This window comes from Mycetocola sp. BIGb0189, from assembly GCF_024810155.1.
GTDB lineage: Bacteria > Actinomycetota > Actinomycetes > Actinomycetales > Microbacteriaceae > Mycetocola > Mycetocola lacteus.
Genome location: NZ_JANUED010000002.1, coordinates 206,114 through 225,416, shown reverse-complemented (window position 1 = coordinate 225,416; position 19,303 = coordinate 206,114). Strand labels below are relative to the sequence as shown.

Genomic DNA, 19,303 nt, shown 5'->3' with positions numbered 1-19,303 from the left:
GAAAGGACTGTGGGGTTAGCGGGTGATCCGCGAACGGATCTGCTCGTGGATGCGGCCGTTGGTGGCCAGTAGATTGCCCGAGCTGTGGGAGGAGACGCCGTTCACGTCGGTGCAGGTACCGCCGGCTTCGCGCACGATCGGGATCACCGCGGCGAGATCGTAGGCAAACACGTTGAACTCGCAGACGGCATCCAGCGCCCCCTCGGCCAGCAGCATGTAGGACCAGAGGTCGCCGTAGGCGCGGTCTCGCCAGACCTCGGCGCACAGGTCGAGCAGCGCATCGAGGTGACCGGTCTTGGCCCAGGACTCGACTGCCTGGAAGCTCAGCGAGACCTGGTCGAGGCGCTCCACCGTGCTGACCCGCAGCCGGGTGGGCTCGGCGGTGCCGTGCTGACGCCAGGCACCGCCGCCGGACTGAGCCCACCAGCGCAGGCCGAGCGCCGGAGCCGACACCACGCCGAGCACCGGTTCGCCGTCGATTTCCAGCGCGATCAGGGTGCCCCAGTTGGGAACCCCGCGCAGGAAGTTCGCGGTTCCGTCGATCGGATCGATGATCCAGCGTCGGGTGCCGCTGCCGGTGTGTTCACCGGTCTCCTCACCGAAGAAACCGTCCTCGGGGCGGGCCGCTTCAATCGCCGCACGCAGCGCGCGCTCGGTCGCCGTATCGGCCTCGGTGACCACCGAGCCATCGGCCTTGAGACCGTGACTCAGGGTTGATTCGGTATAGCGCGGCAGGCTGATTGAATCGGCGAGCGCCGCCAGTTCGCGGGCAAAGGTCAGGTCATCGGCACGTAGTCCGGCGGGGATGGTTTCGGTGAGCAGGACCATTAGGCAAGTCGCTTTCTAATCCAGGCCGAGGCGAGATCCACCACGATGATGAGGATCAGGACGATGATCAGATAGGTCAACATGGTGTCGAACTGGAAGGTCTTGATGGACTTGTTAATCAGCAGACCGATGCCCCCGGCCCCCACCAGACCCAGCACCAGCGAGGAGCGTACGTTCACGTCGAAGCGGTAGAGCAGCAGCCCGGTGAGCTGGGGCAGCACCGAGGGAACGGTTGCGTTGGCGACGATCTGGAACCGGTTCGCCCCCGCGGTGCGCAGCGCCTGCTCGGGTCCGGGATCCACATCCTCCATGGCTTCGGACCACAGCTTGCCCATTACCCCGGTGTTGTGACAGATCAGCGCGAGTACCCCGGCGAAGGGCCCCAGGCCCACCGCGGTCACAAAGATCAGCGCAAACACGATGTCGGGAACCGCGCGGAAGAAGGACAGGATGGCGCGGGCGATCTGATACACCACGGTGTTGGGTGAGGTGGTTCGCGCCCCGAGGACCGCGAGCAGCAGCGCAAACGGGATCGAGATGGTGGTGCCCAGCAAACCGATCCACAGGGTGGTCAGCGCGCCGGAGACGCCCGCGCCGATGACCTTGGGACTGAGGTCTGGCGGAATCGCCTCGGCGAGGAAGTTCGCCATGCCGCGGGCACCGCTCACCAGGGCCTCGGGCCGGAAGTCGGTGGCCTGGAAGGCCAGCAGGTGCAGGACCACCAAAACCGCGATGATCATGGTCCAGGATCCCGCGCGCCACGGCGCTCGCGAATCCGGCGGGACGGGAAGCGTGCGCACGAGTGTTCGGGATGCGGCGCGCTGGCGGGTTCGTTCGCCGGCGGGGCGGGGATCGGGACCGTGCGCGTCGGTGCGGCTGTGGGGTGTATCGGTGTCGATCACGGGGATCCTCGCTGGTTGGGTGCCCGGGCCGCTCATCGGTAGAGCGCCTGGATCTGTTCGGGGGCGACCTCGGCGGTCGGGGCATCAAAGCTCAAAACCCCGTCGCGCAGTCCGATGATGCGGTGGGCGTATTTCTGGGCGAGCTCGGGCTGGTGGAGCACCGCGGCGATGCCGAGCCCCTCCTCCACCGCGAGGGCACGCAGGAGCGCCATCACGTCGTCGGCGGAGCGGGGATCAAGCGCCGAGACCGGCTCATCGGCGAGGATGATCCGCGGGCGCTGGCATAGCGCCCGGGCGATCGCGACGCGCTGCTGCTGCCCGCCGGACAGACTGCCCGCACGGTCGTGTGCACGGTCGGCGAGGCCCACCCGATCCAGGCAGGCCATCGCCTCCTCACGCAGTTCACGCCCGAACAGCGGCGGGATCGAACGCCAGATGGGCAGCCGGGAAAACCCGCCCGCACAGACGTTTTGTAAGACGGTGCGCCGACCCACCAGGTGGATCTTCTGGAACACGGTTGCGGCGGTGTGCCGGGCCTCGGCGCGGCGGTGGGGGCTCGCCTCGTTGAGGTTGACCCCGGCGATGGTGATGTCGCCGGCGTCGGCCTCGATCAACCCATTCACCGCGCGCAGCGTGGTGGACTTCCCCGAACCGTTTGCCCCGAGGAAAGCCACCACCTCCCCCGCGTGGACCCGCATGCTCAGCTCTCGCAGCACGGTCCGGTCGCCGAAACGTTTGGACAGCGCGTGGACATCCAGGAGAACCTCGGCGGTGGAGTCCGATGCGGTGGTGCCGCGCGCGGTGAGGGTATTCATCGGACTAGACGTCCTTCTCGGTGAGACCCATGGTCTTGGCCAGGTCAAACAGCGGCTGGTAGGTGTCCTTGGTGACCGGGATCAGCGGTCCGGCGTTCTTGACGCCGAGGAACGCGCTGACCTTTTCCACATCGGCGGTGTCGAGGCTCAGCAGGGCGTCGGTCACGGTCTTCTGGAACTCCTTGGGGAGGTTTCCGCGCACGGTCACCGGGTCGTTGGGGATGTCCTTCGACTTCCAGACCTGGCGGAACTTGGTCTCGTCGAATGTGCCCTTGGCGGTGGCGGTGGCGAGGGTCTGCGAGTTGATCTGGGCGGCGTCCACGGTGCCATTAACCAGGGCGAGCAGAGCCTCGGGGTGTCCACCGGCGTAGTCGGCGGTGACCTCGTCCACGATTCCGGCGTCGGTCAGCGCGGACATCGGCAGGGCATCACCCGAGGTTGAGCCGGGGCTGCCGAGGGCGAGGGTGTGGCCCTTGAGGTCTTCCAGGGTCTTGATCGGGGAGTCGTTGGGTACCCAGATTCCGCCGGTGTAGGTGGTGGGCTTGCCGTCGGCATCGCCGAAGGACACCATCGGGATCGCGTCGGCACGCTGGCTGGCAAACACGAAACCGAGCGGACCGAACTGGGCGATTTCCAGCTGGTCGTTCTCCATGGCCAGCACCTCGGCCGCGTAGTCCTCGGTGATGCTCACCTCGACCGGGCAATCCAGCTTCTTGGACAGGGCCGCGGCCAGCACCTGGTAGGCCGGCTCAAGTTTGTCGGGGTCCTCATAGGGCAGGATGCCCATGCGGATCTTGCCGTTGGGGCACACGTTCGAGGCACCCTCGGGCTGGGCGGAGCTGTCGCCGGAGGCGGGGCTCGAGCAGGCGGACAGGCCCAGGGCCACCAGGGCGGCGGCCGAGGCGATCAGGACGGGATTCTTTTTCATGATTCTCCTTGGGAGGGATGGGTATGAGAGGGGGTTAGCTGTGTGTTGCGGGGAGGGAAAGGTTGAGGGCGGCCAGGGTGCGCGCGCCGAGCGCGGGCCCCAGGGTCATGCCGATGCCGGTGGTCACCGTGATCGCGGTGATACCGGGGGCCGGCTGCACACTCACGATGTCGTGGTTGGCGCTCTGGGCGTAGACACCCTGCCAGCGTTCGAGGACCTCAAGCGGCCCGGAACCGAGTACATCGGCCAGCTCGGTGAGGACCGTGGCGGACCACGTTTCGTTGAGGAATGGTGGGGCACTCTGGTGAGCCGCGTGGGTGTCGCCGATCAGGATTGTGCCGTCGGGGTGCCGGGTCAGCATCAGGTTGGCCTCCATCTCCAGGAGGTCCGGGCGAGTGCGTTCCAGGTGTGTGCGCAGCGCGTCTACTGCGGGACCGGAAAAGGCCGAGTAGCGCAGCATCGAGGTTCCGGTGAGGACCGCGGGACGTACCTGCTCGGCTTCGGGTTCCCGGACGCGCAGCATCTGCAGGGCACACTCGCCGATCCCGTATTCCTCGGCGATGTCGGGGAAGAGCCGTCCCAGCAGGTGTCCGGCGGCGATGATCACGTGGTCGGCGGTAATCTCGCCGCGGGAGGTGCTGACAACACCCTGGGAGACCGCGTGCACCGTCGTGGAAAACCGCAAGGCTCCACGCTCATGCGCATCCACCCAGGCGGCGATCGCGGCCACCGCCCCACGCGGGTTGACGGTGAGGTCGCCCGGCAGCAGCAGGCCCCGGAACTCCGGGTCCACCTCCGGTCGGCCCAGCATCTCGGCGACACCACGAGCATCCACCGGAACCGCGTGGGCGAAGCGCTCCTGGCTCCGGGCCTCGGTCAGGACCGCACGCTCGGCCTCGTCCCGGGCCAGCACCAGGGTGCCGGTGGGATGGATGTCGATCCCCGCCCGCTCGGCGATACTCGGCCACAGGATGCGGGCCTCGTCGGCGAGGCCCGCGAGGGGCCCACCGTGAGCCCCGAATCCCAGGTGCCCAAAGTTTCGAATGCTGGCGCCCACGGCCCGGGCATCCTGTTCCAGCACCGTGACCCGGTATCCGGCATCCAGCGCGGCCACCGCGTGGGACAGACCGATAATGCCGGCGCCGACGATCACGATGTGCGGCGTTGTATGCGTTGTTGTCATGGTTCGAGCTTGCTCGCTCGAAACTAGTCATGACAACTTTTTTCGGCGTAATTCCGCGGGAGTTAACCGAAAAGCCCGTCTAGTTGGCAATCAGTCACGTTTCGTTCATGCACTTATCAGGTGACTTGTACAGAGGATGTAAAGACAGGTTCTATGCTTGTGGTCATGACCGAATCGACACCGCTGCACACGCGGCTCTACGACACGATGATCCAGCGCATTCGCTCGGGAGACTGGCGTCAGGGTGAGCGCGTCCCGAGTGAAAAGGAGCTCGCCGAGGAGTTCGGGACCTCGCGTGGACCCGTGCGCCAGGCACTCGCCGCCCTCCGCTCCGAGGGCATGATCGTCGGCGGTCGCGGTGCCCCACCGCGGGTGAACCGCGCCGTTCCGCTGCAGTCCTTTGACACGTTTATGTCCTTCACCGAGTGGGCGCGCGACCTGGGTTACACGCCGGGGCAGCGTGTGATCGAGGCCGCGCGCAGACCCGCCTCGGAGGAGGTTGCCCGGGAGCTTGAGATCGAACTCGATGAGCAGGTGGTCGAGATTATCCGGCTGCGCCTCCTGGATGGGGAACCGGCGATGCTTGAACGCTCGCTCTTCCCCTTCCGAATCGGAAGACACCTGATCAGCGCCGACCTCGACAACGGCAGCATCTACCAAAACATGCGCGCCCTCAACATTTCCCCGGTTCGGGCTCGGCACGTGATCGACGCGGTGGCCGCCCATCAGCTGGATGCCGAGTGGCTGCGCGTCCCGGTGGGCGGGCCCCTGCTGCGGGTTCGCCGAGTCTCCTTCGACCAGAACGGCGACGTGCTGGAATCCGCCGATGATCGCTACCTGCCCAGCATGGCCACCTTCGTGGTGGAAAACTCCGCCGAGCACCGCACTCCCCTCACCCGCGCCGTGGTCGGAGCGGCCCCCGAGGGACTCTCAGCCCTCCCCTAATTCCCCCCATCCCCCAACACCCCGGAGACTCATGATTCAGCTCGCAGTATTTGATATGGCCGGTACCACGATCGACGATGGCGGTGCGGTGTATCTTGCGCTCGCCGAGGCGGTGCGCGAGACCGGTGCCACGGTGGCCCCGGGTGACCTCCAGACCTGGATGGGCACCGAGAAGCATGCGGCGCTGTCGGCGCTGATCACCCTCGGTGGCGGCACCGCGACCCCGGAACTGATCGACGCCGCCTACAGCCGGTTCGCCAAAATCCTGGCCGAGAACTACGCGGCTCGGCCCCCGAAACCGCTGCCGGGTATTCCCGAAACCCTGCGGCAGCTCCGCGCCGAGGGGATTCAAATCGCGTTGACCACCGGGTTTACCCGCGCGGTGGCGACCGGGATCCTGGACGGGTTGGGCTGGCAGATCGGTGCACCAACCGCGGACAACACGGTCAGCATCGACGCGCTGGTGTGTGGAGACGAGGTGGCTGCGGGCCGCCCGGCGCCCTATCTGATCCACCGGGCGATGGAGTGCACCGGCGTCGTGGATGTGGCCCGGGTCCTCACCGCCGGGGACACGGTGGTGGATGTTCAGGCGGGCATCAACGCCGGGGTCGCCCATACGGTGGGAGTTCTCACCGGGGAGCTCACCGCTCAAGACTTCGCCGACGCCGGTTTTTCCCGGGAATCTCACCAGCGGGTGAGTATCCTCGCGTCGGTAGCCGAGATTCCCGCCCACATGAACGACAAATGAATCCCGGCGGGTTGCGCAAAAAGACGAGATGAGCGAGCCTATAGTCACGGTAAGTGCCACAACCTGATCGGGTATCGGCCGCGGCGGATATCCCCCAGTGCTGGGAGACCTCATGATTCAGCTCGCGGTTTTTGACTTCTCGGGTACCACCATTGATGACGGCCAGGCCGTCTACCGCGCGCTGGAGGACGCCGTGCGCGAGTGCGGGGTGGGCGTGGATCCCCACGATTTGCTGGCATGGATGAGCGCCGATAAACATACGGCCCTGGCCGCGCTGATCGAACTCGGCGGCGGGAGCGTCACGGCTTCGGTGGTTGCCCACGCATATGCTCGTTATCTGGCGCTGAGGGACAGCTATTCCCTCAGCCTGGTGCCGCGACCGCTCCCCGGGGCAGCGGCCACGCTCCGTACCCTGCGTGCGGCGGGGATCCGGATCGTACTCACCACGGCCCTTGCCCGTCCGGTAGCCACGGCAATTCTCGCCCGATTGGGCTGGCGGGTGGGCGCTCCCGGGGAGGATAATGCGGTCACCATCGACGCGCTGGTGTGTGGTGAGGAGGTGTCCCAGCTCTCTCCCGCCCCCTACCTGATTCACCGGGCGATGGAGCGGACCGGAGTTCTTGACTCTGCCCGGGTCCTGAGCGCGGGTGATTCGGTGGCCGATCTGCAGGCGGGTCTCTATGCCGGGGCCGCACATGCGGTGGGAATCCTCGGTGGCGAGCATACCGCGGCCGATTTTCGAGAGGCCGGGTTGAGCACGTCGGCGGATCCCCGGGTTCGGGTTCTCGACGGGATCACCGCGATTCCCGAGCTGTTGGGGCTGAGCGCCGACGCTAGCTGGCCAGCCGCTCCGAACCCGCCGCGTCGACCAGTGGATACACGTAGGTAAACAGGTCGAGGACCTTCCGCCCGCCAATCCACAGTCCGTCTCGCTCGGGGACGCGGATAAAGCCCAGGTGTTCGTAGAGGCCGTGGGCCCCGGTCATACCCGGCCCGGTCTTGAGGAACACCCCGTGCCACCCCAGGCCACGGGCGTTGTTGATGACGTGTTGCATCAGGGCGGCGGCGATCCCCCGTCGGCGTGCCTCGGGGGCGACGCCCAGCAGGCGCAGATCCAGCTCATCCTCACGAACATCCTCGTGCAGCGGAGGGACCCCGATCCGACGCGTGGTGACACTGCCCACCAGGGTGCCCGTGGTGTCCTCGGCCACCCATACGTCGTAGTTTTGTGCACGGGTCGAGGCGAACTGCATCGCATCGGTGGCGTGGCCCTTCTCCCCGTAGTCGTGGGTGTAGGCGGCACGGATCAGGGTGTCGATCGCCTCAAACTCGTCCGGGCGAGCCAACCGAATCAGCACGTCCCCGCTCATGCGGCACCGCCCGGAGTCCAGCCGAGGGCCGGGCCGATTTCCGTGGCAACCTGCTCCAGAATGTGCTTCCACTCGTCCAGGCCAAACTCGAACGGCAGCTCGACCAGGTAGTCATCCGCCGCGGCGAATCCGGGATCCTGGGCAATGCTGTCTACAATCTCCGCGGTGGAACCCAGGATGTCCGGGGCGATGATCGTGCGCGGTCCGTGGACCTCACGGGTGCGCGGGGTACGCCGCTCAACATAGTCGCGGTAGAGCTCCAGCTGCGCCGGCGTTGCCCCCTCGGTGGGAACCACAACCCGGGCCAGCACGGCGTTGGAGGTCTCGGGGGTGGGGTGGGCGGCGCGGTACGCGGCCACCTGCGCCTGCTGCACCAGTCCGAAGTCGCGCACGCCGTTTTCGGTGCTGCTGATGTTGCTCATCAGCCAGCCCAGGCCCGCCTGTCCGGCCCACTCGGCCGAGCGCAGCGAACCACCGCCGTACCAGATACGGTTCGCGAGTCCCGGGCTGTGTGGTTCCACCCGTTCGGTGTCCAGGTCGCCGCCGATACCGTTGTACTCCTCGATTTCGCGCACCTGTGCGCCGTCGATCAGATCGTGCAGGCGTTGGATTCGACCGTAGCCGTAGTCCTCGGTGCGCCAACCCGAGTCGAACACGATGTCGTTGACCTCATCGGAGAACTTCGGTGCCCCCACACTGACCCCGGCGAGCACCCGTCCCCCCGAAAGCAGGTCGGCGGTGCCCAGATCCTCGGCCAGACGGAATGGGTTTTCGTGGCCCACCGGGATCACCGCGGTGCCGAGTCCAATCCGGGAGGTGTGCTGGGCGAGCGCGCCAAACAGCACCGCGGGGGAACCGAGCCCGCGCTGAAGGTGCCGGGATCGCAGCCAGCCGCTATCCAAGCCCAGGGACTCGGCGAAGCGGAAGAGCTCGATGGTGTCGGCCAAACCCCGGGCGGGGTCCGCCGGATCGATCGGCACAAGATGCACAAACCCCAGCTTTTTGGGGGTAAGGGTCGAGGTCACGGGGTCTCCTTCTGGTGCGAGTAGTCACACCCTAATCCCCCGAGCTGATCAAACAGAACAGTCTTGTTATGTACGGTCATCCGGGTTCATCTGAGGTCCCGAAATGCTCGTCAGTTTGTGGTGCCGGTGCCGCCGTTTTCCAGCGCGGCGCTCAGCAGCTTACGCGCGCGACCCACCATTTCGGCGGGCACCACCAGCGAGTACGAGGCGGCGACGATCTGCATCACCGAGGTGAAGTCCTTGCGGCGTCGGCGGGCGGAGAAGGTGAAGAGGGAGAACAGCATGCCAAAGCCGGCGCCGAGGAACACGGCGGCCGCGACGATCCCGAGATTCAGGGTGGGGTTCATGATGACCAGGATCAGGCCCAGGAAGATACCCATCCAGCCTCCGCTCAGCGCGCCCGAGCCGGCGGCGCGACCGTAGGTCATCTTGCCGGTGACCCGCTCGACGCTGCGCAGGTCCGAACCGACAATGGCAACCGCGCGCACCGGGAAGTCGCTCTGGCCCAGCACCGCGACGGCCTTCTGGGCGTCCTGATAGCTCTCAAAGATCGCCACCGTCTCCCCATCGGGAAGCTGGGCGTCAAACGGGTTGCGGCCACGGCCGGTCTGCGGAATACTCACGCTCTCATTCTCGCATTCCCGTGCCGGGCAGACCCGAGAATCCCCCTTTTTTCGCCCACAGCGCATCGGGTCGCGGAACGAATGTGCGCCGGGAGCTGCGCCGGGTAGGTTCCATCCAAAACCCCGACTACATTAGAGAGGTGAGTACAACACGAGTCTTTGTCGCCCGACTTGCTGGGTGCACCGTATTTGACCCCGCGGGTGACCGCGTGGGCAAGGTGCGTGACGTTCTTGTGGTGTACCGAAAAAACGACCCGCCCCGCGTGGTGGGACTGGTGGTGGAGATTCCCGGAAAGCGTCGGGTCTTTGTCTCGATCGGCCGGGTCACCTCGATCTCCGCCGGCCAGGTCATCACGACCGGCCTGATCAACGTGCGCCGCTTCCAGCAGCGCGGCGGCGAGGTGCGCGTGATCGCCGAGATGCTGGGCCGCAAGGTCATCTTCCACGACGGTTCCGGCGAGGCCACCATCGAGGATGTGGCCATCGAATCCCAGGGGCCCGGCGACTGGTCGGTGAACCAGTACTTTGTGCGCCGCCCCAAGACCTCCTCCTCCCCGTTCGCCCGCGGTGTCACCACGTTTGCCAGCTGGCGGGAAATCCGTGAGAAGGATGATGACGGCGAGGCCCAGTCGGCCGAGCGCCTGATCGCAACCTACACCGATCTCAAGCCCGCCGACCTGGCCAACACGATGCTCGATCTCCCCGGCGAGCGCCTGCTCGAGGTGGCCGGGGAACTCTCCGACGACCGCCTGGCCGACGCCCTCGAGGAGATGCCCGAGACCAGCCAGATCCAGATTCTGGCGAGCCTGAGCGATAAGCGTGCGGCCGATGTGCTGGACCACATGCAGCCCGATGACGCGGCCGACCTGATCGGTCAGATGTCCGAGGAGCGCGGTGAGCAGCTGCTGGACCTGATGGAGCCCGAGGAGGCCGAGGACGTTCGTCTGCTGCTGACCTTCGCCCCGGATACCGCGGGTGGTTTGATGACCACCGAGCCGATCATCCTCTCCGCCGACTCCACCGTGGCCGAGGCGCTGGCCCTGGTGCGCAAGGCCGAGTTGGCCCCGGCGCTGGGTGCCGCCGTGTGTATCACCCTGCCCCCGTATGAGCCGCCCACCGGTCGCTACCTGGGCCTGGTGCACTTCCAGAAGATGCTGCGCTATCCCCCGCATGAGCGTCTGGGCACGATCATGGATCAGAGCCTGGAACCGCTGACCACCGATACCTCGGCGGCGCGGGTCGCGCGCACCCTGGCCAGCTACGACCTGGTGTCCGTCCCCGTGGTGGACGATAATCACCGCCTGGTGGGCATGGTCACGATCGATGACGTGCTCGACTTCCTGCTCCCGGATGACTGGCGTACCCAGGAATCCGATATCCCCGTGCGCCGAAGTACGTCGCGCTTTCATCACACCGCACGCAACCCCAATGGCACACCTCGGGAGGGACGATAATGGCAAAGCAGCGACGTACCGATGCGGGCCTGGACGCCCCCAAGGGCCTGCGCGGCGCGGTCCTGGCATCCCGCGATAAAAACAGCAGCGACCGCTTCGGCCGCTTCACCGAGTGGGTGGCCCGGGCGATGGGAACCCCCGGGTTCCTGGTGGGCCTGACCCTGTTTTGTGTGGCGTGGATCGCCTACAACTCCTGGGGTCCGGAAAACATTCGTTTCGACTCGGCGGCGTTCGGGTTCACCGCGCTGACCCTGATCCTCTCCCTGCAGGCCTCCTACGCCGCCCCGCTGATTCTGCTCGCTCAGAACCGTCAGGATGACCGCGACCGCGTGCAGATCGAGCAGGACCGTCAGCGCGCCGAGCGCAACCTCGCCGACACCGAATACCTGGCCCGCGAGGTGGTGGCGCTGCGCCTGGCGATGAAGGATCTGGCCTCCAAGGACTTCATCCGTCACGAGCTGCGTGCGCTGCTGGAGGAGCTGGAGCGAGACCGTGAACCCGCGGCCTCCCCCACCCAGGAGGAGCCGCGACCGTGAGCGAGGTTCCCGCAGACACCGGTTCCCAGAACGGCGGCTCGGCGGCAGAACCGAGTCGGCATGAGGGACTCTGGCGTGCGCTCGGAACGGTCCAGGATCCCGAAATTCGTCGTCCGATCACCGAACTCGACATGGTGGAATCCGCCGACGTGGATGCCGAGGGTATCGCCCACATCCACATTCTGCTGACCATCGTGGGGTGCCCGGCGGCAAACGCCATCGAGGCTGCCGTGCGTGCGGCCGCGACCTCACTGCCCGAGGTCACCGCGGTGGACCTGCACGTCGGCGTGATGACCCCGGTCCAGCGCGAGGCGCTGACCACCCGGCTGCGCGGCGACCGCGGCGCACGCGAGATGCCGTTTGGTCCGGGCACGCTGACCCGGGTGCTTGCGGTCACCAGCGGGAAGGGCGGCGTGGGCAAGTCCACGATCACCGCCAACCTGGCGGCGGCCTTTGCCGCGCGCGGGCTGCGGGTGGGCATCGTGGATGCCGACGTGCACGGGTTCTCGATCCCGGGTCTGCTGGGAATCGGAGAGAACGCCGAGTCACCGGTCAAGCCGACCCGACTGGACAACATGATCCTGCCGCCGGTGGCGCACGGTATCAAGCTGATCTCGATCGGCATGTTCCTGGATGATCCTCGGGCGGCCGTCGCCTGGCGCGGACCGATGCTGCACCGCACCATCAACCAGTTCCTCACCGATGTTTACTTCGGTGACCTCGACGTGCTGCTACTGGATCTGCCCCCGGGCACCGGCGATATCGCCATCTCGATCGGGCAGTTGCTGCCCAATGCCGAGGTGGTGGTGGTCACGACCCCGCAGCTGGCAGCCGCCGAGGTGGCAGAGCGCTCGGGTACCCTGGCCGTGCAGACCGGGCAGCGCATCGCCGGTGTGATCGAGAACATGGCGGGGCTCGTGCAGCCCGACGGCACCGTGCTGGACCTGTTTGGCAGCGGTGGCGGGGATCTGGTGGCCGAGCGACTCTCGACCGTGGCCCAGCGACCGGTTCCGGTGCTCGCCTCCGTCCCGCTGAGCGTCGAGCTGCGCACCGGCGGGGACGCCGGGGTACCGGTGGTTCTGTCGGATCCCGAGAACGCGGCAAGCATCGCGATCCTGAAGGCCGCCGACACCCTGCTGACCGGCGGACGCAGCCTGGCCGGCGTGAAGCTGGGGCTCAGCCCGCGCTAGGCGCGGCACGTCGCGCCCGTCAATCTGCGCCGGGATCTTCCCTCGCCCGGCCTCGTGCCCGTATCGTGGTCTCGTTACGGCTCGGTGTCGTGACGCTCTGGGAGGATCCAATGGTGGAATCGGCACGGTTTGAGGCCCTGATCGAGGAGATCGATCGCACGCAGGTCGGCGTGGAGGAACGCAACCTGATCGAGCAGGCGGTGCTCCTGGCCGAGGAGCTGGGTGCGGATGAGCTCGCCTACCGGGCGCGGGTCCGGCTCACGGCCTCGGCATACATGACGCACGATATGGATGCGATGCTCTCCTCGTTTGCGTGGTGCGCGGGTCAGCATGCGGCCGATCCCCAGCGCTTTCCCGCGCTGCTCGGTGATAATCCACACGCGCCCGGACTCAACCTGCTGCTCCAATACAACTGGGCGGCCAAGGTGCTCACCTGGATTCCGGCGATCGCGCTCACCGAGGTGTACCGCTGCCTGGATGAGATGGCCGAACGGTATGCCCGCGCGGGCATGAGCCCCCGCACCGCGGTGTTTGCTCGTTTCCGGGTGGCCTATCACGTGGGAGACCTGGCCGCCGCCGAGACCCTGCGTCACGAACGCCACCGGTATCCGGTTGAGCCCGAAACCGGGTGCGCCAAGTGCCAGACCGCCGAGGAGGGCTACTTCCTGCACCTCGCCGGCGACCAGGCCGGGGCGGTTGCGCTGCTTGAGGATTCGCTCACGGATCACACCTGCTCACTCGAGTATGAAAAGGCCCGAATCCTGCTCCCGCTGCTCCTCACCGGCAACGCCGAGCGTGCCCGCGCCATCCATCTGGAATCGATCCGCTCGCTCATGCGCTCCCCCGATCTACTCGAGCTGCTGCCGTTTGAACTGGTGTTCTGCGCGGTCACCGGCAATGCCGAGCGTGGTCTGACGCTGCTGGAGCGCGCGCTGGAGACGATCGTCCCGGATCCACTCAACCAGGATCAGCACTTCTCGCTGGCCGCCGCGATCGCCCTCCTGCTGGACACCCTGAACGCAGAGGGACACGGCGCCGTACGGGTCCGAGGTGCCCAGAATCCGGCCCTGGCAGTGCTCTGGGGTGCCGAACTGAGCGGCGAGGATACCCGGGCCGACGCGCTGGCCGCACGCCTCTGGGAGCGCGCGAAAGACATCGCCACGGTGTTTGATGCCCGCAATGGCAATGCGTTTTTTGCCCACCGGCTGGATCAGACCCGGGCGCTGCTCGGAGCAGACTTCCCGGCGCCGATCCGCACCACCGGACGTTATGAGCCCGTGCCATCGGCTCTACCCGCCGAGACCCAGACCCCCGAGCAGGCGCGGGCGGCGGCCGAATTCCTGGCGCTCACCGGTGGTCCCGAAACCGCGGTGCCGGCAATCGAGCACGCCCTGGATATCACGCGGGACGATCTGCCCTCACGCCTTTTTCTCACCTCGCTGCTGATCTCGATGCGCCGGGATCTGGGCCAGACCGACACCGCAGCCGCCATCCTCGAGGCGCGAATCGATGAGCTGCGCATCGCGGGCTTTATCGACCATGCCAAGAACGAGGAGCGGATGGGGATGCTCCAGTTCGGTGCGGCGAGCATCGAGGACCTCGCACTGCTGAGATCGGAGGCCGAGGATCTGCGGGCCGTGGGGGCTCCGGCATCCGTCCTCGCGCACGTCCTGACCTCGCTCGCTCACGTGCTCGGCCGTGAGGATCGTCTGGACGAGGCCCGTGCCCTCGCCGCCGAGGCCTACACCCTGGCAACCCAGGACCCCATTCCCTATGCTTTCCATCCCTCGCTCGGCCTGCACCTGGCGGTTCTGGAGCGCCGTCTGGGCCAGGATGATGAGGCTCTGCGGATCCTGAATGCGCTGCTCGCCGAACAGGGTTCGGGGTTTGTCCGCGCCCACACGCTGTTCCAGCGCGCGACCCTGCACGCCGAACGCGGCGAGACCGAGGCCGCGCTGCGCGATGGCGAGGCGTTCCTTGCCCTCGTCAGCGGGGGCGCTAATCGCGGTATCGAGATCACCGCGCTGGATTTCACCGCCCAGATGCTCAGCACCCTCGACCGTGACGCCGAGGCCGCCGCTCGCACCGCCTACGCCATCGACCTGGCACGCCGGGCGGAGGATGACCGGTTGGTCTCGCTCCACCTGAGTCTCGGCCGCTATCAGAACTGGGCAGGGGCCGCGGAAACCGCGGTGGAAACCCTGGATACCGCCTACCGGATGACCGGTGAGGACGAGCCGCTGCTGGATGCCGAGATCCTAGTTACCCTGGGCGATGCGGCCGCGAACGCCGAGCAGTTCTCGCTTGCCTATGGGGCGTGGTCCCAGGTGATGGACATCGCCGATCACGTGGATACCCCCGAGGCTGCCGCGGTGGGGACGCGGGCCGGATTGTCCCTGGGTGCCCTGCTGATGCGGATGGAGGATGAGGAGGCGGTGGAGCGTCTGGAGCGCGCCGCCGTCTGGGCCCGCGCACAGGACGATCTGGGCCCAATCCTGGAAACCCGGCACCGGCTAGGCCTTGCCCGGGCGCGTTTCGGCGATCCCGCCGGGGTGAGCGAGCTGGAGGCTCTGCGTGCCGAAATCCCCGATGGCACCTGGCTCGCCGCCGACGTGACCGACTCGATTTCGCGCGCGTTGACCGCGCTGGATCGCGCGGATGAGGCGCTCCCGTACGCCCGAGCCGCGGGGACCGCCTATGCGCAGGCCGAGGATCCCGGTGCCGCGGTGGCGAGCGGGGTACACGAGGCACGCATTCTGGTGCGCCTGGATCGCGCGGACGAGGCGCTGGAACGATACCGGACCCTCGGCGATTCGGTCCCGGCAGAGGCCCCCATCCGCGCACAGGTCATCGAGGAGTGGGCCCAGGTCCTGGAATCACTCAATCGGCACGCCGAGGCCCACACGCTGCGCACCCGGGAGGCCGCTCGCCGCTAGGTCGCGTCGGGGTCGAACGGGGCGTTGAGGACGGGCTCGCCGGCCATGATTGCGCGCAGTCTCGCGGTCGCATCGGCGCTGATCCGCGGACCCGAGGAATAGCCTCCCGAAGAAGAGTAACCGCCCGCAGCGGCCGAGCCAGCAGCACCGTGGGCTCCGGAGCCCGAAGATACCGAACCGGCAGCACTCATCCCGGAGGCCCCCGGGTTACCCGCCGAACCCGCCGACGCAGTGAAGCCGGCGCTCGCACCGGCCCCCATCGCCGATGACGCAGCGGAACCGGGGGAAGCAGACGAGACGGAGGCTCCCGGCGTATCCGACATCTCATCGGTCAGAGCCTCGCGGATGATGCGGCGCGGATCATACTGACGCGGGTCGAGCTTTTTCCAGTCGACCTCGTTGTACTCCTCGCCCATATCGTCCTTCAGACGATCCTTGGCTCCGGTGGCCATCTCGCGCAGCGAGCGCACCAGGCGGGCCAGCTGGGAGGCCAGCTGAGGCAGACGTTCGGGACCCAGCAGGAACGCCGCAAGCACGCCGATGATCAGCAGCTTGTTGAACGATAACCCGAGGTCAAACACCCCTTCAGCTTACCGCGCCGCGTCGCACTCCGCGCACCCTATCCGCCCTGTAAAGTAGGGGACATCGTTTCCATGGGAGGGAGCCACGTGTCCGAACAGGATTCCAATTGGAAGTACGCCGACGACATCGTTATCGAGTCCGAGGCCATCGGGCGCGCACGCTCGCAGTCGCTTGAGTTTGGGTTGACCCCGGTCTCCCCCGCGCTCGGCGCTCAGCTCGCCGTGTTCGCGGCGGCCAGCCGTGCCGCCAACATCATCGAGATCGGCACCGGTGCCGGCGTTTCGGGACTGTGGTTGCTGGAGGGCTCGGCCACGTCGGTGCTCACCACGATCGATCACGAACCCGAGCACCTCGCCGCCGCCAAGCAGGCCTTCGCCGACGCCGGCATCCCCTCCTCGCGCCTGCGCCTGATCGGTGGTCCGGCCCTCGACGTCCTCACCCGGATGAACGAGAACAGCTACGACATCGTGCTGGTCGATGCCGATCCCGCCCAGGTCATCGAAACTGTCGAGCACGCGCTGCGCCTGGTGCGTCCCGGCGGCACCGTGCTGGTCCCGCACGCCCTCTGGCAGGGACACGTGGCCGACCCCGCCAAGCGCGACGACATCACCACCGCGTTCCGCACCCTGGTGGAGGAGATCGCCGCATCCAGCGCCGTGGTCAGCGCCCTCTCCCCCGCGGGCGACGGCCTGCTGCAGCTCACCATCCGCGCCTAACCACGCACAAAAGAGGACCGGCCAGGTGGCCGGTCCTCTTTTTTGTGCCGATACACGCCGCGGCGGGCGGGATCCGAAGATCCCGCCCGCCGTGGGTTCGCTACTCGGTGTTACTTGGTGAGCGGTGCGAGGGTCGGGTCGTTGGCGTAAGCCTCGGCCGCGTTGGCCTTGGTCACGATGACCGGGGGCAGCAGGTAAGCGGGAACGATCTTCTTACCGTTGTCGTAGTCCTTGTCGTTGTTCGTGGTGACCTTCTTGCCCTCCTGGAGCTCCTTGACCATCTCGATGGACTGCTTGACCAGATTGCGGGTGTCCTTGTTGATGGTCGAGTACTGCTCGCCCGCCATGATGGACTTGACCGACTCCACCTCGGAGTCCTGACCGGTCACGATCGGGAGCTGCTTGCCGGCGGCCTTGACCGACGCGATGATCGCGCGGGCCAGGGTGTCGTTCGGGGACAGCACACCATCCAGCTCGGTACCCGCGTAGTTGGCGGCAAGCAGGGTGTCCATACGGTTCTGAGCGTTCTCAGCCTTCCAACCGGCGGTGGCGGTCTGCTTGATGTCGGTCTGACCCGAAACAACCTTCAGCGTGCCATCGTCGATCTTGGGCTGCAGCACCTTCATCGCACCGTCGAAGAAGACGGCCGAGTTGGCGTCATCGGAGGAACCCGAGAACAGCTCGATGTTGTAGGGACCTTCGGCCTTCTTGGCCTTCATGCCGTCGAGCAGGGCCTGACCCTGCAGCTCGCCAACCTTGAAGTTGTCGTAGGCCACGTAGTAGTCCACGTCCTCGGTGTTGAGGATCAGACGGTCGTAGGCGATGACGGTAACGCCGGCGTCCTTTGCCGCCTTGACCTGCGGGCCGAGCTGGCTACCATCAGCGGCACCGATGATGATGACCTTGGCGCCCTTGGTGACCATGGACTGGATCTGGTTCTGCTGGTCCTGAACCGGCGACGAGGCACCGGCGTACTGAACGTCGCCCTTGAATCCGGCTTCCTTCAGACCGTTGGTGAAGAGGTCACCGGCGAGAACCCAGTTTTCACTGGTCTTGGCGGGCAGTGCCACACCGATCAGCGAGTCCTTCGCGAAGCCGGCAGCGTCGCCGCTCGAGGAGGATGAGGGGGTACCTGCGTCACGGCTGGAGCAGCCGGCGAGGGTGAGTGCCGCAGCAGCCGCGATGGCGACGGTGGCAAGTGCAGTCTTGCGGAACATAGCTTTCTCTTTCTGTTTTGTGATTGTGGTGATGCGAGGAAAAATTTAGGACTTGTTGACCGGGACGCCCAGCTCGTCACCGTTGCGGTTGCGACGGGAGGTGAGGGCACCGATGACGGAGAATCGACCGCTGTTCTTGTTGATCACGTCGATGGCAACGGCGGCGAGGAGCACGAGGCCCTTGATGATGAGCACCTTGTCGGAGCCCACACCGATCAGCTGGAGACCGTTGTTCAGGAAGGCCATGACCAGACCACCGATGATCGAACCCGGAACGGTTCCGATACCACCGGCCACCGCGGCACCACCGATGAAGACGGCGGCGATCGCGTCGAGCTCCCAGTTGGTACCGTCCATGGCACCGGCGGCACCGGCACGGGCGATGTAGAGCATTCCGGCGAGGGCCGCGAGCATCGACATGTTCATCATGACAAGGAAGTTGATGCGCTTGGTGTTGACACCGGAGAGCTCGGCGGCCCGCTTATTGCCACCCACCGCGTAGATGTGACGGCCGATGATGGTGCGACGAGTCAGGAACGAGTAGAGCAGGATCAGGACGATGAGCACAATACCCGAGTTCGGGAAGCTCTTGCCCACGTCGGCACCGGCGAACAGGAAGGTGGCGAAACCGATGATCGCGGTCAGCAGTGCGAGGCGAACCACAACCACCCAGGTCGGGACGGCTTCGGCACCGGTGCGCACGGCGGCGCGACGGGCACGAAGGTCGCGCCAGATGACCGCGATCACGGCGACCAGTCCGAGCAGCAGGGTGAGGTTGTTGAACCCGGTGTTCGGGCCCACCTCGGGCAGCACGCCGGCGAGGAGCGACTGGTAGTCGTTCGGAACCGGAACGGCGGTGGAGTTACCGATCATGAGCTGCAGACCGCGGAAGAGCATCATACCGGCGAGGGTCACGATGAACGCGGGGATACCCACGTAGGCCACCCAGAAGCCCTGCCAGGCACCGATGATCAGACCCACCAGCAGACCGGCGATGATCGCCAGCGGCCAGGGTACGTTGAAGTCGTTCATCATCTTGGCCACGATCACGCCGGTCAGGGCGGCGACCGAACCCACCGACAGGTCGATGTGGCCGGCGATGATCACCATGACCATACCGATCGCCAGGATCAGGATGTAGGAGTTCTGCGAGACAACGTTGCTCAGGTTGGTGGGCAGCAGGGTCGCGCCGTCGGTGAGACCGTTGAAGAGCAGGATGATCACTACCAGGCTGACCAGGATACCCAGCTGACGCAGGCTCGAGGTGTTGCCGTTTCCGAAGATCTTCTTCAGGTCTTTGATGCC

The 19,303-nt window shown here is 66.5% G+C and carries 19 protein-coding genes; 8 read left to right on the top strand and 11 right to left on the bottom strand.

The window, feature by feature from the left end:
- Nucleotides 1-15 precede the first annotated feature (15 nt).
- Genes M2390_RS03480 through M2390_RS03460 form a run of 5 tightly spaced genes read right to left on the bottom strand, consistent with a single transcriptional unit; the run spans nt 16 to nt 4,656 of the window.
- On the bottom strand, nt 16-828 hold the full coding sequence (locus tag M2390_RS03480; protein WP_259177065.1) for an inositol monophosphatase family protein: 813 nt from the start codon (nt 826-828) through the stop codon (nt 16-18).
- Nucleotides 828-1,730: a phosphonate ABC transporter, permease protein PhnE gene (gene phnE / locus M2390_RS03475; RefSeq protein WP_259177063.1), complete on the bottom strand. Its 903-nt coding sequence runs from the start codon at nt 1,728-1,730 to the stop codon at nt 828-830. The genes M2390_RS03480 and phnE overlap by 1 nt, the downstream gene beginning before the upstream one ends.
- Before the next feature lie 32 nt (nt 1,731-1,762).
- Complete coding sequence (locus M2390_RS03470; RefSeq protein ID WP_259177062.1) at nt 1,763-2,545, bottom strand: phosphonate ABC transporter ATP-binding protein; 783 nt, start codon at nt 2,543-2,545, stop codon at nt 1,763-1,765.
- Between the two features lie 4 nt (nt 2,546-2,549).
- Nucleotides 2,550-3,473 (bottom strand): phosphate/phosphite/phosphonate ABC transporter substrate-binding protein, encoded by a 924-nt coding sequence (locus tag M2390_RS03465; RefSeq protein WP_259177061.1) that lies wholly within the window; start codon nt 3,471-3,473, stop codon nt 2,550-2,552.
- Nucleotides 3,474-3,507: 34 nt separating this feature from the next.
- Nucleotides 3,508-4,656, bottom strand: a complete 1,149-nt coding sequence (locus M2390_RS03460) for a TIGR03364 family FAD-dependent oxidoreductase (protein ID WP_259177060.1) — start codon at nt 4,654-4,656, stop codon at nt 3,508-3,510.
- A 165-nt stretch (nt 4,657-4,821) separates the two neighbouring features.
- On the opposite strand from M2390_RS03460, the gene M2390_RS03455 reads away from it, so the two are divergent.
- From M2390_RS03455 to M2390_RS03445, 3 genes are all read left to right on the top strand, one after another.
- Nucleotides 4,822-5,601, top strand: a complete 780-nt coding sequence (locus M2390_RS03455; RefSeq protein WP_187977791.1) for a GntR family transcriptional regulator — start codon at nt 4,822-4,824, stop codon at nt 5,599-5,601.
- A 31-nt stretch (nt 5,602-5,632) separates the two neighbouring features.
- Nucleotides 5,633-6,349: a phosphonatase-like hydrolase gene (locus M2390_RS03450; RefSeq protein ID WP_259177059.1), complete on the top strand. Its 717-nt coding sequence runs from the start codon at nt 5,633-5,635 to the stop codon at nt 6,347-6,349.
- Between the two features lie 112 nt (nt 6,350-6,461).
- Nucleotides 6,462-7,238 (top strand): HAD family hydrolase, encoded by a 777-nt coding sequence (locus M2390_RS03445; protein WP_259177058.1) that lies wholly within the window; start codon nt 6,462-6,464, stop codon nt 7,236-7,238.
- On the opposite strand, the gene M2390_RS03440 is transcribed toward M2390_RS03445, so the two are convergent.
- The 3 genes from M2390_RS03440 to M2390_RS03430 all read right to left on the bottom strand — a co-directional run bounded on the left by M2390_RS03440 (nt 7,183) and on the right by M2390_RS03430 (nt 9,367).
- Nucleotides 7,183-7,719 (bottom strand): GNAT family N-acetyltransferase, encoded by a 537-nt coding sequence (locus M2390_RS03440; RefSeq protein ID WP_259177057.1) that lies wholly within the window; start codon nt 7,717-7,719, stop codon nt 7,183-7,185. The two genes, M2390_RS03445 and M2390_RS03440, sit on opposite strands and share 56 nt — an antisense overlap.
- Nucleotides 7,716-8,744: an LLM class flavin-dependent oxidoreductase gene (locus M2390_RS03435; RefSeq protein ID WP_259177056.1), complete on the bottom strand. Its 1,029-nt coding sequence runs from the start codon at nt 8,742-8,744 to the stop codon at nt 7,716-7,718. The genes M2390_RS03440 and M2390_RS03435 overlap by 4 nt, the downstream gene beginning before the upstream one ends.
- 110 nt (nt 8,745-8,854) lie before the next feature.
- Complete coding sequence (locus tag M2390_RS03430) at nt 8,855-9,367, bottom strand: general stress protein (protein ID WP_259177055.1); 513 nt, start codon at nt 9,365-9,367, stop codon at nt 8,855-8,857.
- A gap of 140 nt (nt 9,368-9,507) precedes the next feature.
- On the opposite strand from M2390_RS03430, the gene M2390_RS03425 reads away from it, so the two are divergent.
- From M2390_RS03425 to M2390_RS03410, 4 genes are all read left to right on the top strand, one after another.
- The gene (locus tag M2390_RS03425; protein WP_030148518.1) at nt 9,508-10,821 is read left to right on the top strand and encodes a magnesium transporter MgtE N-terminal domain-containing protein; all 1,314 of its coding nucleotides are present in this window, start codon (nt 9,508-9,510) and stop codon (nt 10,819-10,821) included.
- Nucleotides 10,821-11,357, top strand: coding sequence for a DUF1003 domain-containing protein (locus M2390_RS03420; RefSeq protein ID WP_030148517.1), 537 nt, complete (start codon nt 10,821-10,823; stop codon nt 11,355-11,357). The genes M2390_RS03425 and M2390_RS03420 overlap by 1 nt, the downstream gene beginning before the upstream one ends.
- Nucleotides 11,354-12,547 (top strand): Mrp/NBP35 family ATP-binding protein, encoded by a 1,194-nt coding sequence (locus tag M2390_RS03415; protein ID WP_259177054.1) that lies wholly within the window; start codon nt 11,354-11,356, stop codon nt 12,545-12,547. Before M2390_RS03420 ends, M2390_RS03415 begins: the two co-directional genes overlap by 4 nt.
- A gap of 110 nt (nt 12,548-12,657) precedes the next feature.
- Nucleotides 12,658-15,483: a hypothetical protein gene (locus tag M2390_RS03410; protein ID WP_259177053.1), complete on the top strand. Its 2,826-nt coding sequence runs from the start codon at nt 12,658-12,660 to the stop codon at nt 15,481-15,483.
- On the opposite strand, the gene M2390_RS03405 is transcribed toward M2390_RS03410, so the two are convergent.
- The gene (locus tag M2390_RS03405) at nt 15,480-16,064 is read right to left on the bottom strand and encodes a hypothetical protein (protein WP_259177052.1); all 585 of its coding nucleotides are present in this window, start codon (nt 16,062-16,064) and stop codon (nt 15,480-15,482) included. The genes M2390_RS03410 and M2390_RS03405 overlap by 4 nt on opposite strands.
- Before the next feature lie 87 nt (nt 16,065-16,151).
- Between M2390_RS03405 and M2390_RS03400 the strand changes: the two genes are divergently transcribed.
- Nucleotides 16,152-16,781 carry an O-methyltransferase gene (locus M2390_RS03400; RefSeq protein ID WP_030148514.1) on the top strand — a complete coding sequence of 210 codons (630 nt, stop codon included), beginning with the start codon at nt 16,152-16,154 and terminating at the stop codon, nt 16,779-16,781.
- Between the two features lie 110 nt (nt 16,782-16,891).
- Here M2390_RS03400 and M2390_RS03395 read toward each other — a convergent pair whose 3' ends face one another.
- Nucleotides 16,892-17,998, bottom strand: coding sequence for a sugar-binding protein (locus M2390_RS03395; protein ID WP_121687052.1), 1,107 nt, complete (start codon nt 17,996-17,998; stop codon nt 16,892-16,894).
- Between the two features lie 45 nt (nt 17,999-18,043).
- Nucleotides 18,044-19,300 carry a multiple monosaccharide ABC transporter permease gene (gene mmsB, locus M2390_RS03390; protein WP_259177369.1) on the bottom strand — a complete coding sequence of 419 codons (1,257 nt, stop codon included), beginning with the start codon at nt 19,298-19,300 and terminating at the stop codon, nt 18,044-18,046.
- Between the last annotated feature and the right edge of the window lie 3 nt (nt 19,301-19,303).

What these genes read in the sequence shown, in the direction of transcription:
- M2390_RS03455 (WP_187977791.1), top strand. Translation starts at nt 4,822, where the DNA reads ATGACCGAATCGACACCGCTGCACACGCGGCTCTACGACACGATGATC.
- M2390_RS03450 (WP_259177059.1), top strand. Translation starts at nt 5,633, where the DNA reads ATGATTCAGCTCGCAGTATTTGATATGGCCGGTACCACGATCGACGAT.
- M2390_RS03440 (WP_259177057.1), bottom strand. Translation starts at nt 7,719, where the DNA reads ATGAGCGGGGACGTGCTGATTCGGTTGGCTCGCCCGGACGAGTTTGAG.
- M2390_RS03480 (WP_259177065.1), bottom strand. Translation starts at nt 828, where the DNA reads ATGGTCCTGCTCACCGAAACCATCCCCGCCGGACTACGTGCCGATGAC.
- M2390_RS03395 (WP_121687052.1), bottom strand. Translation starts at nt 17,998, where the DNA reads ATGTTCCGCAAGACTGCACTTGCCACCGTCGCCATCGCGGCTGCTGCG.
- M2390_RS03420 (WP_030148517.1), top strand. Translation starts at nt 10,821, where the DNA reads ATGGCAAAGCAGCGACGTACCGATGCGGGCCTGGACGCCCCCAAGGGC.
- M2390_RS03445 (WP_259177058.1), top strand. Translation starts at nt 6,462, where the DNA reads ATGATTCAGCTCGCGGTTTTTGACTTCTCGGGTACCACCATTGATGAC.
- M2390_RS03410 (WP_259177053.1), top strand. Translation starts at nt 12,658, where the DNA reads ATGGTGGAATCGGCACGGTTTGAGGCCCTGATCGAGGAGATCGATCGC.
- M2390_RS03465 (WP_259177061.1), bottom strand. Translation starts at nt 3,473, where the DNA reads ATGAAAAAGAATCCCGTCCTGATCGCCTCGGCCGCCGCCCTGGTGGCC.
- M2390_RS03470 (WP_259177062.1), bottom strand. Translation starts at nt 2,545, where the DNA reads ATGAATACCCTCACCGCGCGCGGCACCACCGCATCGGACTCCACCGCC.
- M2390_RS03460 (WP_259177060.1), bottom strand. Translation starts at nt 4,656, where the DNA reads ATGACAACAACGCATACAACGCCGCACATCGTGATCGTCGGCGCCGGC.